General features: G+C 48.1%; 10 protein-coding genes. 8 read left to right on the top strand and 2 right to left on the bottom strand.

The features are described from left to right. The first annotated feature begins 59 nt into the window (after positions 1-59). Both ETA_RS09845 and ETA_RS09840 read left to right on the top strand, forming a co-directional pair. Positions 60-506, top strand: coding sequence for a DUF441 domain-containing protein (locus ETA_RS09845; protein ID WP_012441481.1), 447 nt, complete (start codon positions 60-62; stop codon positions 504-506). A gap of 49 nt (positions 507-555) precedes the next feature. Further along, positions 556-975, top strand: coding sequence for a hypothetical protein (locus ETA_RS09840; RefSeq protein WP_012441480.1), 420 nt, complete (start codon positions 556-558; stop codon positions 973-975). 110 nt (positions 976-1,085) lie between these two features. Here the strand turns inward: ETA_RS09840 and ETA_RS09835 are convergent, their stop codons facing one another. After that, positions 1,086-2,360 (bottom strand): Glu/Leu/Phe/Val family dehydrogenase, encoded by a 1,275-nt coding sequence (locus tag ETA_RS09835; RefSeq protein ID WP_012441479.1) that lies wholly within the window; start codon positions 2,358-2,360, stop codon positions 1,086-1,088. A gap of 500 nt (positions 2,361-2,860) precedes the next feature. Between ETA_RS09835 and fabV the strand changes: the two genes are divergently transcribed. Continuing rightward, on the top strand, positions 2,861-4,060 hold the full coding sequence (fabV, locus tag ETA_RS09830; protein WP_012441478.1) for an enoyl-ACP reductase FabV: 1,200 nt from the start codon (positions 2,861-2,863) through the stop codon (positions 4,058-4,060). Positions 4,061-4,197: 137 nt separating this feature from the next. Here the strand turns inward: fabV and ETA_RS09825 are convergent, their stop codons facing one another. After that, positions 4,198-5,115, bottom strand: coding sequence for a bestrophin family protein (locus ETA_RS09825; RefSeq protein WP_042958905.1), 918 nt, complete (start codon positions 5,113-5,115; stop codon positions 4,198-4,200). Positions 5,116-5,332: 217 nt separating this feature from the next. Here ETA_RS09825 and ETA_RS09820 point away from each other — a divergent pair, with 217 nt between their 5' ends. From ETA_RS09820 to ETA_RS09800, 5 genes are all read left to right on the top strand, one after another. Then, a complete protein-coding gene (locus ETA_RS09820; RefSeq protein WP_012441476.1) occupies positions 5,333-6,679 on the top strand; it encodes an LLM class flavin-dependent oxidoreductase in 1,347 nt (448 codons plus the stop codon). Positions 6,680-6,792: 113 nt separating this feature from the next. Further along, positions 6,793-7,272, top strand: coding sequence for a GNAT family N-acetyltransferase (locus ETA_RS09815; RefSeq protein ID WP_012441475.1), 480 nt, complete (start codon positions 6,793-6,795; stop codon positions 7,270-7,272). A 183-nt stretch (positions 7,273-7,455) separates the two neighbouring features. Beyond that, positions 7,456-9,093 carry an ABC-three component system protein gene (locus tag ETA_RS09810; RefSeq protein WP_012441474.1) on the top strand — a complete coding sequence of 546 codons (1,638 nt, stop codon included), beginning with the start codon at positions 7,456-7,458 and terminating at the stop codon, positions 9,091-9,093. After that, positions 9,086-9,886, top strand: a complete 801-nt coding sequence (locus tag ETA_RS09805; RefSeq protein WP_012441473.1) for an ABC-three component system middle component 1 — start codon at positions 9,086-9,088, stop codon at positions 9,884-9,886. The genes ETA_RS09810 and ETA_RS09805 overlap by 8 nt, the downstream gene beginning before the upstream one ends. Beyond that, positions 9,876-12,320, top strand: coding sequence for an ATP-binding protein (locus ETA_RS09800; RefSeq protein WP_012441472.1), 2,445 nt, complete (start codon positions 9,876-9,878; stop codon positions 12,318-12,320). The genes ETA_RS09805 and ETA_RS09800 overlap by 11 nt, the downstream gene beginning before the upstream one ends. The last annotated feature ends 159 nt before the right edge of the window (positions 12,321-12,479 follow it).

The raw sequence follows: 12,479 nt of genomic DNA, 5'->3' as shown, positions 1-12,479 counted from the left end.
CAAAAGTGATTATGCTGATATCACGCGATGCACTCAATCTGTTATATCAGGAAGAAAAAATGTTCGATCTGACGCTAGCCATCATGCTGTTTCTTGCCGCTTTAAGTTATTTTAGCCACAACATTACGGTCACTATTGCACTTTTGGTACTGATCGTTATCCGTATGACGCCGTTGCAACAGACCTTTCCATGGATTGAAAAGCAGGGCATGACGGTAGGGATCATTATTCTGACGATTGGTGTTATGGCACCGATTGCCAGCGGCACGATACCGTCCTCCACTCTGATGCACTCCTTTTTACACTGGAAATCATTGACGGCGATTGCCATAGGGATTTTTGTCTCGTGGCTGGGGGGACGAGGGGTAACGCTGATGAGCACTCAGCCAACGGTGGTAGGCGGCCTGCTGATCGGCACGATTATCGGCGTCTCTCTGTTCAGGGGGGTACCTGTCGGGCCGCTGATCGCTGCCGGCCTGCTGTCGTTGATGCTCGGGAAAGGATAGCAATTTATGGTATGCTGCCAGCCGAATTTTCAACTGACAGAGAAACGGTGTGAGCAGCAAACAGGATAAACGTCATAAACGCGCCAAGGCGAAGGCGAAACAGGTGAATAAGGCCCGCGCCCACGGACGGCAACTAGACGCCATCGGTCGCCAGAACTATGTTGCCACCCCGGAAATGCAGGCGCTATTTTCCACCCTCCCGGAGCTTGACGAGAGCGGGGATATGCCGTTCGTTGCGGCAATCTATCACTGGTCAGCGGCAGAGTATCAGTTTGATGGCACGCAACAGGAAGGTGAGCAGCTACAGGTCGCCGCGCTTTGCGTTCTGTATATCCACTGGAAGACAAGTGGCGGCGGAACGACCCTGGTGCAAAACGAGCTGATTGAAGCCGCTCTGGCCCTGGTGGAAAAAAATGCCGCTTTCAAACAGCATTATCAGCAGGCCCAGGCGTTGAAAGAAGAAGAATAACGCGGCTGTCACGGTGAACGGGTCTGTTACTCCTGTTAAATTTTATTAATTCACAGGCAGTGGACCTACGGACCGGGGCGGGCCAGACCGCCCCGGTCAATATCAATCTATCAACCTGGATAGATCCCGCGATCTTTGCGAGCCATCAGAATGCGTTCACAGGCCACAATATAGGCAGCAGTGCGCAGACTACACTCTTTTTCACGCGCTTTGTCCCACACGTGAACCATCGCCTCCGTCATGATTTTATCCATGCGCTCGTTAATTTCCGCTTCGCTCCAGAAGAAGCTGGCCATATCCTGCACCCATTCGAAGTAACTGACGGTAACACCGCCCGCGTTACAGATAACGTCGGGTACTACCGTAACGCCGCGTGAGGTCAGAACATCGTCAGCCTGTGGGAAGGTTGGGCCGTTAGCTCCCTCCAGCACCAGGCGGCAGTGCAGTTTTTCTGCTCGCTGGGGAGTAATCTGACCTTCAAGCGCCGCAGGGATCAGGATGTCCATTTTTACATCCCAGAACGCTTCGTCATCAATTTCCTGCGCACCGCTGAAACCGGCAATCTTCTTATTGGCGCTTTGCCATTCCCCTAATGCGACCAGATCGATACCGTTTGCATTAAACAGCGTGGCGCTGTGGTCCTGAATGGCGATCACCCGTGCGCCCGCTGCACGAAACAGGCGAGCCGCCTCGCTACCCACGTTACCAAACCCCTGTACCGCGACGTTCGCGCCTTCAATTTCAATTCCACTACGCTGTGCCACTTCACGGCCGGTGATGAACACACCGCGCCCGGTGGCTTTCTCACGTCCCAAAGAACCGCCGAGGTGTATTGGCTTACCGGTGACCACGCCGGTAATAGTCGTTCCCTGATTCATTGAATAGGTGTCCATCATCCAGGCCATGACTTTGGCGTTGGTGCCGACATCCGGTGCGGGAATATCTTTTTGCGGGCCGATGATCAGGCCAATTTCGCTGGTATAGCGACGCGTCAGGCGCTCAAGCTCGCCTTCGGACAGACGAAAAGGATCGACCCGGATGCCCCCTTTGGCGCCGCCGTAAGGTAAATTGACGGCCGCACATTTGATCGTCATCCAGGCAGAAAGCGCCATGACTTCATTGAGGTCAACATTGGGATGGTAGCGCACGCCGCCTTTGCCAGGACCCCTGGAAAGATTGTGCTGCACGCGGAAGCCTTCAAAATGACGGATGGTGCCGTCATCCATCTGTAGCGGGATATCCACAATGAGCGCACGTTTTGGATGACGCAGGGTGTCCACCCAGCGCGACAGTTCTCCAAGATAAGGGGCAACGCGATCGATCTGTTGCAGATAGGTTGACCAGGCCGTTTTACTGCCATCAGAAACGTAAGAAAGCTTTTCCATTACAAACCTTTTCTGTTAGCGCCTCTCCGTTGGCAAGTGCGGGCCTGACGGGTAGCGCTTTGTGATAAATACTGGATTACCGTGGATGTCTCAGTGCATCTCACTGAGTGTCGGGCAATCTAGCATTAAAAAAAGGTTTCCAGATCTTTAAATGATTGTGAATATTTATTGTTTTTAGGGTGTTACCATGTTGAAAACTGCATAGTTATTTGGCTTTAGGACGATCGCCTGCCAAAAATAGAGAATTTGAGCGGTAGTTATGTAGTAAAAATGAATGAATTTTTTCCCTTGAAAATTTCCTGAAGTTTGAATCCGATCATACTTTTGACAGGTCGTGCAGCTGGGGGGGAATCCCCCTACCGCCGGGGCCAAATGACGAAAAAACCCACTGGGAAGCGATAAGCGCGTTTCCGCACTTTGCCTGAACCGGCATAAGCGGTATTCTAGCGGCCGTATTTAATCAGTAAGTTCATGAAAAAAGTTTCATAATTGAGGTCGACATGATTATTAAACCACGCATCCGTGGCTTCATCTGTGTTACTGCCCATCCGGCGGGTTGTAAAGCTAACGTAGAAAAACAGATCGAATACGTCACCGCTCAGGGCGCGATTACCTCCGGCCCGAAAAAAGTGCTGGTGATTGGCGCCTCTACGGGGTACGGACTGGCTGCCCGTATCTCTGCCGCATTTGGTTGCAATGCGGACACGCTGGGCGTTTTCTTCGAACGTGCTGGCGAAGAGAACAAACCGGCGACGGCCGGCTGGTACAATTCTGCTGCGTTTGAAGAACTGGCAACGGCCAAAGGGCTGTATGCGAACAGCATCAACGGCGATGCGTATTCAGATGCCGTTAAGCAGAAAACGATTGAAACGATCAGGCAGGACCTGGGGCAGGTTGACCTGGTGGTCTACAGCCTTGCCGCACCGCGCCGCACCCATCCGAAAACCGGCGAAGTCTTCAACTCTACCCTGAAACCGATCGGCAAGCCGTTGACGACCCGGGGTTTGAACACCGATAAAGAAACCATTACCGACGTCTCGCTGGAACCCGCCTCTGCGGAAGAGATCGAGGGCACCGTAGCGGTGATGGGCGGTGAAGACTGGCAGATGTGGATTGACGCACTGCTGGAAGCCGGCGTGCTGGCGGAAGGGGCCAAAACCACGGCCTTTACCTATCTGGGTGAGAAAATCACGCACGATATTTACTGGAACGGTTCAATCGGTGAAGCGAAGAAGGATCTTGATAAGCGCGTACTGACCATCCGCGACACCCTGGCGGCCCACGGCAACGGCGACGCCCGTGTTTCCGTGCTGAAAGCGGTCGTGACACAGGCAAGCTCGGCGATCCCAGTGATGCCACTCTATCTTTCCCTGTTATTCAAGGTGATGAAAGAGAAAGGCACTCATGAAGGCTGCATCGAGCAGGTATACGGTCTGTTTAAAGACAGCCTGTATAACGCCGCGCCGATTGTCGACGAAACCGGTCGTCTGCGCGCAGACTACAAAGAGCTACAGCCGGAAGTTCAGGATGAAGTCTCCGCATTGTGGCCAACCGTCACCAATGAGAACCTGAACCAGCTGACTGACTTTGTTGGATACAAAAAAGAGTTTATGCACCTGTTTGGCTTCGGCCTGGAAGGTGTGGACTATGATGCGGACGTCAATCCGGACGTCAAAATCAAAAATCTGGTGCAGATGTAATTTTCAGCCGGATGGACCAGGGGCAGCCGGCGGCTGCCCTTTTTTTTATTTCTTGATTCACCCGTGGTAAAAGCTTGTTCAAACGGGTCCAGAGAATGTCTACAGACCGGGTTAAACACCTCCTGTTACCGGGCAAACTATATCAAATTATAGCGGCCATCCGGCTTTGCCACGGCAGGCAACGGCAGGCGATCGTCCATTTCTTTAAGAAGCCGCTCCGTTGCCGTACAGAGTGCGTTTAACGGCAGGTCGTTGGCCGCGGTGCCAAACGGCTCCTCCAGCTCCTCCGCCAGTGACTCCAGCGACAGAAAAGTATAAGAAATAAAGACCGATACCAGCGGCGTCATCGCGTGCAGGTCGGACACCAGCGCAAAAGGCAGCAGCGTGCAGAACAAATAGACGGTGCGATGCAGGATCAGCGAATAGGCAAACGGGATCGGCGTGGAGCTGATACGTTCGCAGCCGCCAAGAATATGCGCCATCTCATTCAGGTTACTGTCCATGGCGTTATACAGCAGGTCGCTAATGGTTCCTTCTTCACGGCGATCCGCCAGCCAGCTGCCCAGGCACAGCAGCAGGCGGTTAGCGCGAAAAGGACTGGCGAGCACCTGCGCGCGATACTGCTCCGGCACCAGGCGCTGCACATCCTCACTATCATCGGTAGCACGCAGCTGATGTTTTAAGCTCCAGCTGAACGCCATCAGCAGAGCACAGAATCGGCTTACCTCCAACGGATCGTTGCGCAGCACGCCTTTGGCCTGGCGCAATAGTGAACGCTGGGCAATCAGCAGCGATCCCCACAGGGTACGGGCCTCAACGAAGCGCGCATAGCTGGCGCTATTGCGGAATCCGAGAAAGATAGCAATCGCAACGCCCAGCAGGCTGAATGGCGCGGTAGTCAGCCGGATCCCCAGGGTTTCATACCACTGAAAACAAATCACGGCAAAAATCGACATCATCAGATTGAGGCTCAGGCGAAACAGAATTTTCGACAGCACGGCTCCGTGCCATGAAAACAGTCGTGGAAACCAGTGCTGTAGTGGGCGAACGATCATAGCGGCAGATCCGGAAATAAATGAGGGTATCAACAAGACGCTCTATCATACGCCGCAGACGCAGCGTGCAAAACTCTTTCGTAGCACAACTATTACGCCTGGCGATACCTCCTTTGTTAGCGATAAAACGGCATTATAAAGGGGATTTTAATATTTAATTCCGCGCTGATTTTATGGAAGTCTGACGTTCTGTTCTCTCAGTACGGAGTTATCCCCCATGAAGCAAACCCCACGCCGGATCAAGCTCGGCCTGATGTTACAGGGCGCAGGTGGATTTATGAACGCCTGGCGTCACCATCGCGTGCCTGTCGATGCCAGCGTTAACGTCAGCTGGTATCGACAGTTGGCACGTCAGGCGGAAGAGGCCGGGCTCGATTTTCTGTTCGTTGCTGACGGGCTGCACATTAATGAAAAATCGCTGCCGCATTTTCTCAATCGCTTTGAGCCGCTGGCACTGCTTTCCTCCCTGACGGCGGTCACGCAGCGTATTGGCCTGGCAGGAACCATCTCCACCTCTTACAGCGACCCGTTTACCGTGGCGCGTCAGCTCGCTTCACTCGACCTGTTGAGTAATGGCCGTGCAGGCTGGAACGTGGTGACCTCGCCGCTTGCAGGCTCGGCGCGAAACTTTGGCAGGGAGCATCCTGAACACGGGCAGCGCTACCAGATCGCCGGTGAATATATCGAAGTGGTGCAGGGGTTGTGGGATTCATGGGAAGAAGACGCATTTATTCGCGACAGGCAAAGCGGCGTTTTTTTTGATGCGAATAAGCTGCACAAGCTGAATCACCAGGGCGAGCATTTTACCGTGGAAGGCCCGCTGAATATTCAGCGCTCCGCGCAGGGACAGCCGGTGATATTCCAGGCAGGGGCCTCGGAGTCCGGCATCAGGCTGGCGGCAGCCTCGGCGGATGCGGTATTCACCAATGCCAGAACGCTGGAAGAGGCGCAGCACTATGCCACGCGCCTTCAACAGGAGGCACAGATGGCCGGGCGTCAACCGCCCGGTATTTTCCCCGGCATCAACCCGATTATTGGCGCAACGCTGGCTGAAGCCGAAGAGAAATATCAGTATCTGCTGTCATTGCTGTCGCTTGAGCAGGCGCTTGACTATTTGGGCCGCTTTTTCGATCACCACGACTTCAGTCAGTATGACCCGGATGGCCCGTTCCCTGACCTGGGGGAATTGGGGCAGAACAGCTTCCGTTCGACTACCGATCAGGTTAAACGCCAGGCCACCGAGGAAAATCTGACGTTGCGTGAAGCGGCATACAGAACCGCGCTGCCAAAAGGCGATTTTTTTGGCACGCCGCAGCAGGTGGCGGAAACGCTGATCCGCTGGGTGGAGCAGGGGGCGGCCAGCGGATTTATTCTCTGTGGCCCGGTGCTGAACGAAGCCCTTGAGGATATCACCCGTTTGGTGTTGCCAATCCTGGAAGCGCGGGGTTATTGGTATCAGGACGACAGAAGCACGTTGCGAGAACGTCTGGAGATCCCGGTACGCCCTAACCGCTATACGCAGGCACGCAGTCGCCTGCAACAAGCGGAGCGATCGGCCTGCTGATACGTGTCAATCCACGGTGCATAAACTCACTGGCAGCAAAGGGCGGTGGACTTCATTCAGTGCACATTAACTGTTAAGCTGGCGACCAACATCAGTAAGGAAAAGGAAAATCCATGACTATCGTTATCCGCCGTGCCGTACGCGAGGATGCAAAAACGATCCTCGCGATGATCGCCGAACTGGCCGAGTATGAGAAGGCATTGCATGAAGTGGTTGCCAGCCAGCAGGATATAGAAAATTCGCTGTTTGCCGCCGACTCCGTTACGGAAGCGCTTATCTGTGAAGTGGACGGAGAGACGGCGGGTTATGCTGTGTTCTTCACCAGCTATTCGACCTGGCTGGGTAAAAACGGGATTTACCTGGAAGATCTCTACGTTTCACCGCGTTTTCGTGGCCAAAAAGCCGGTAAGCAGCTGCTGCGCCATATTGCCCAGCTGGCGGTATCCCGCAACTGTGGTCGCCTGGAGTGGAGCGTGCTTGACTGGAATCAACCGGCCATCGACTTCTATAAAAGTCTTGGTGCCAGCGCGCAGGATGAGTGGGTACGCTACCGAATGGAAGGGCAGGCGTTGAGCGATTTTGCCGAATCCTGATAATTTCGCCAGTGAAAAAACCGCTGTACCCCTGAAGGGGCAGCGGTTTTTTTATATGTAAAAATAATTTTATCTTCAGGGGTTCCGGTTCGCACAGCCGCTGGTGTATCCTTGTTTCATTAAATTAACACTTAAATATTTGTTAATATTCCGGGGCTGGCGGGTACGGACGGTGAAGAGTTCATGACGGTAAGTAATAAGACCAAAGGAATGCTGTTTGATGCGACTAACAGCTGGAATGGCTACAGCTATCAGGGGCGGGTAGGGCTATATATTTGTCTTAGTACCATCGCCCGGTTGCTGGTGAACGGTGATCAGGCTGAGCTGGATGAAATCAGTCGCTACTCTTTGGAATATGAATGGCTGGAAGATTTCGCGCTACTTAGAGACGAAGAGTATATTAGTCTTCATCAGGTTAAACACTATAATGAAGCACAATTCAGTAACTATATTAGTGCCTTCACCACTATCTTCGACAGAAAGCTCGGTAAGGTTTCAGGACAGGATCTGGAGTTATATTTGAGAGCCAGATTTAACTCTAATGGAGACAATAAAGAGAAGCTGGCAGAAACTGTTGAAAATATAATGTCTTCCTTTGTTTCTGACCAGGTAACCGATGAAGATCATTACCTGTCAGTTCCATATAAAAATTACTCAGGTCAATATAGAGACGAAGTGAGTTTATATCTCAAGGATGCCATTAATATTTCCAATATATTTAAACGCTGTCCTGTTTATATTCATACTTCACTGGAAATTGGCAGGATGAAAAAGCCTACCATCTTGTGCTATGATGCTTTTTCAAAGATTCAAAATAGGGTGGAAAACAAAAGCGAACCTGTACTGGAAAAAAACTGTATCTTTCACAAGCTTAAGCAAGGCAGTGGTGTTAACTTCGAGTTATCACTAAGTGATAGTGAGCTGAATGAAAAAATCGATAGTCTGATAAAAGGTCTTTTAAACATCTTATGCCCGAATACGCTGGAGAAAACCAATGAGCTATATCAGTACCATCTGCTGTCACTGATAGATACTCACATTCAGGACCGTCATGGTGATTTGAAAAATAAAATGACCAGTGGCTATCTTTCACAAGCTAAAAAACGAATTTCTTTTTTACCTGTTCTTGATATCTTGAGAAAAAAACTGGTTGAGCAAAACTTAGCACACTGGCAGTTACTTTGTAAAAAAAATATATACCTTGCATACAATGGATATTCGGAAATACTGCAAAACTTGCTTAATAATCAAAATGCGTCTGATGAAGAAATAAAGCAGTGTAGACTTGAGGTAGATGCTCTCGAACATTATTTTTCTCTTATAAAAGAGAGGTTTCTGGATAAAGGAAAAGCAATAGAGTTGTTGGAAAGGCTACATTTTAACAGAAGTAATCCAACATATCCGCGAGACTCAAATTTTTATCACTACATATCAGAAATGAACTATTTGCATAGTAATTTTTTCAGTTTCCTTGTGGAGTTAAATGTTCGTGGAGATAACCCCATATTGTTTACTACTTCAACGGATCAAATCTACCATGCCAGCGCTGTCAGACTCTGCAAAAGAGTACGGGGCAATATCTCTACAGAGCTAAACAAATTCAGAATGGGTATAGAAGACCACAGCGGAATGATTTCCCTGGGGGTTAGCCATATCATTCTTGATTGTGAAGAGGCAGATGGTCAAACGGCGATGTTAAAGAAAATAATTGATGTCTCGAATGTTATTGATAAAGAGTGTGACGACAGTAACAGTATTAGTTCAGGCAAGAGTATTTTTCTTATTCATCGCGATACAGCAAGAGATAATTTGAATGAATAACGTTTTTGAATCATTTTTATTTAAGCTCCTTGACAAAGAAGAGTGGGCGCTGGCAAAGATTGATAATATCACCTGTCGTGACTTTACCACCGCTGCTGTTTTAGCCAGGAAAGGTGGCCGGGGTGACTTCTTTATGTTTGTATCTATTCCGCAAGAAGAAATGCAACATATTAATAAAGTCATTCAAATAGAGCTTCTGGGCGGCGTGAAGACGGCTTTTTTGTCGCCAGAATCTGATGTTCAATTGCATATCAGTCTCGAAGAAGAATATGCTAACTATAAAAATAAAATAACGCTAACTCATGAGTTTAATCAAGACACTAACCTGATTATCTTATCCCCCTGCGGCAATAACGATACGGAAGCCTTACGCCATATTGTTGAGATAGAAGAGAACGAGTTTTTTTTCAAAAAACACGTAATAAGAATGAGCCCTGGGTTGTCAGTCTTTTTAGCAGAGCTTTCACAGCTTAGTGATTCTGATAAGGTGATAAACGACCTCAATCATGCCGTTAATGATGATGCGGCGTATAAAGATTTTATTTCTGGTAAGAGGAGCAAAAAAGATACGCGCTTTATCTGTGCCGCACATCTGTTTGAAAAACTGCCATTTCTGAATTTAAAAATAAAAGAGAGTCGCCGGCAGCCATTAATTGATAAGATAAAAAAAGAGCTGGAGAAAAAAGAAGTTGATTATGATTTTGTAGAGCGAATTTTGCAAATGAATACTGACGATGAGATGTTCAGCGCTGACTACGAGAAATGGAAATCTGAGGTACTGAATGAAAAGTAAAAACAAAAAAAACCTATTAAATAACTTCAGAATAGGAAGGATCAGGCTCACCAACTTCAAATCATTTTCAGAACCGCTTGAACTTAACTTTGGCGACCATCAGCTTATCATTCTCGATGGGCCTAACGGTTTTGGTAAAACCACGATTTTTGACGCCATTGAAATTTCCATGACGGGAAAATTGCTAAGGGTGCGAGATAGTGATGGTAAGGTTAAAGATAAGCACCTGCTGATTAATAATTTATCTTCTTATGCGGAAATTTATCTTGAACTTCTGGACTTCAGCGGAGCAGGGCATTTAGTGATACATACCCATATTTGTGATTACAGAGGTGCTGCCAAAGATTACGATAAGAATATTGTGCGAAAAATACTTTATTACTGGCCTTTCGATGACACCGCTAATAAAGTCTTTACCACGCCATTAAATATCAGCAAATTGCAGGATATGTTGAGTTATCCAGCTATTGACTCCATGTTTACTATATTAAATTATATCCAGCAGGAAGAAGCGCTGCATTATCTGCGGGATGACCAAAAAAAACGCTACGAAAAAATTCAGCATCTTATCGGTAAAGCCGAAGGCGTAGAGGATTCTGCCAGGCTTAAAAAATTTTCAGACGAACTCAAAAAAGACATTAACAGTGAACAAGCGAGTCTTGATGAGCTGAACTCAACGTTAATTTCGCTTGAGAAGGCATCAACTGAATTATCAGCAGATGACCCGCATAGCGAGATCGTCACATTATCAGGCTCCACCATTCCGGCAGTATCAATTGATGACAGCAGCAGCCAGCTGGAGAACTGGTTGAATGCCTTAAATAAATGCAAGGTCATCTTTGAGGATGGCGAAACGTACAATAAAATAGTACTCAAGCATGAAGTCAGTAATTGGCTGAAACCTCAATACAAAAAGCGTCTAATTAATGTACTGAACTTTTCCAGCCACTCCGCGCCAGAGAAAACGGCAGTAAAATTAAATAAGCATCTAATCAGTATCGAAAAAATAATCACCAAAAACAGATCATATCAACTGATTAGTACTGAGTACAATAACCGCAGTGCGACCACCATGATGCTGGATGAAATAAAAAAGGTGTTTTCAAATCAGTACCGGCTGCATGCTACTGCGATCGGCTTTTGGAATGGAGCTAAAAATAGCGTAGACGTGATGGGTTCGATGATAAACACCGTTATCGCCAGCAGGGAAAAATTGTACGATGATTTCCACGCTCACTGGAGTAAACAACATTCAGAGGCGCAGACCGCTGTTGAATGTCCACTATGCGGCAGCATGTTCGAAGAGTTCAGCCTGCTACGTGAGGCCTGTGAGAAACAACATAGTGACCTTGTCTCTTTGCAGGATACGGCCTCTTCAGCATTAACAGAAGCAGAAAATAATTTGTGGGAAAAAATGATTTCCCCCTTAGTCAGGCGGAGTAAAAAGCTGAATAACCGGTACCAGCGTATCGATAGAAATTATGCACAGCGCTTAGCATCCCGTAGGGTGAGTCAGGATGAAGTCGCTCTGATTGCGTCTGACAGAAAATGGTTTTCTGAGTATTATCCCTCCTATAGTCAATACATATCTCCTGATGTGATTTCCGCTGGTTACAATGATGAAGATAGCTACAACCGCTTGGTTAAAACGATGTTAAATTATGACAATGAACTGCGCTTTAATGTTGACGGTGATTATGATGAAATTCTCTCAGCTGCTACCACAGCCAGACTAAAATCTAATGAGGCAGGGCAGTGGATGGGCAGCCTGGCTGATATTGATAATGATATAAAATGCATCAATAATGTGATAACTCTGAAGAAAAACAATAATTATCTGACTGCGAAAGCCAGTGTTGATGGTTCCCACGCAAAGCTTGAAAAACTTCAGAAAATTAAGGTTAAGCTTGAATCAGCAGTGAACATCTACAAAAAAAGCATTGAAGCTGATGATAAATTGATGTCAAAAGCCGTGCGTATCCCCTTTTATATTTACAGCAGCAAGATCCTACAAACGCGCTTCAGCGGTAACTTGCCGTCCAGCGGCATTGTTTTACATAGTGCAGAGAAAGGACAAGAGAGGGGCTTTTACCGGTTTTGTGCCGAGCTAAATGATAAGCACGACGCATGGAACACCATGAGTTCGGGTCAGCTCGCTGGTGTTGTGATTGCTTTTATGTTGACCATGAACAAAGTTTACCCTTCGGGTCTGAAAACCCTGCTTATTGACGATCCGGTTCAGGCGATGGACGATATCAATATGGCCTCATTCGTGCATCTTATGCGCGGGGAATTCAGCTCTCACCAGGTTATCCTCTCAACGCATGACAGCAAAGTTGCTAACTACTTGGCTTTTAAATATCAGGCATCGAAACTGAATGCGCAGCATATCAATTTGAAGAAGATCCGCCGCAGCATTGAGCCTGCATCCTGAATCCCTATTCAACGGGGAGCATGGTTCATTCATCTCCTCGTATAAACACCTTCCCCGCCAAACTAAATATGTGCAAATGTAAATTTCTGCATGCTATTATTGATAATGATTATCATTTGTATATGATAGCGCACGTCATCCAAACTTTTGCCCCGCGAA

Origin of the sequence: Erwinia tasmaniensis Et1/99 (assembly GCF_000026185.1) — a bacterium.
In the GTDB taxonomy this organism is placed as follows: domain Bacteria; phylum Pseudomonadota; class Gammaproteobacteria; order Enterobacterales; family Enterobacteriaceae; genus Erwinia; species Erwinia tasmaniensis.
The sequence above is the reverse complement of the archived record's forward strand: the minus strand, read 5'-3'. Positions and strand labels throughout refer to the sequence as shown.

Bases quoted from the DNA above. Each gene is read 5' to 3' on its own strand.
- ETA_RS09820 (WP_012441476.1), top strand. From the start codon at position 5,333: ATGAAGCAAACCCCACGCCGGATCAAGCTCGGCCTGATGTTACAGGGC.
- ETA_RS09825 (WP_042958905.1), bottom strand. From the start codon at position 5,115: ATGATCGTTCGCCCACTACAGCACTGGTTTCCACGACTGTTTTCATGG.
- ETA_RS09815 (WP_012441475.1), top strand. From the start codon at position 6,793: ATGACTATCGTTATCCGCCGTGCCGTACGCGAGGATGCAAAAACGATC.
- ETA_RS09810 (WP_012441474.1), top strand. From the start codon at position 7,456: ATGACGGTAAGTAATAAGACCAAAGGAATGCTGTTTGATGCGACTAAC.
- ETA_RS09845 (WP_012441481.1), top strand. From the start codon at position 60: ATGTTCGATCTGACGCTAGCCATCATGCTGTTTCTTGCCGCTTTAAGT.
- fabV (WP_012441478.1), top strand. From the start codon at position 2,861: ATGATTATTAAACCACGCATCCGTGGCTTCATCTGTGTTACTGCCCAT.
- ETA_RS09800 (WP_012441472.1), top strand. From the start codon at position 9,876: ATGAAAAGTAAAAACAAAAAAAACCTATTAAATAACTTCAGAATAGGA.
- ETA_RS09835 (WP_012441479.1), bottom strand. From the start codon at position 2,360: ATGGAAAAGCTTTCTTACGTTTCTGATGGCAGTAAAACGGCCTGGTCA.
- ETA_RS09805 (WP_012441473.1), top strand. From the start codon at position 9,086: ATGAATAACGTTTTTGAATCATTTTTATTTAAGCTCCTTGACAAAGAA.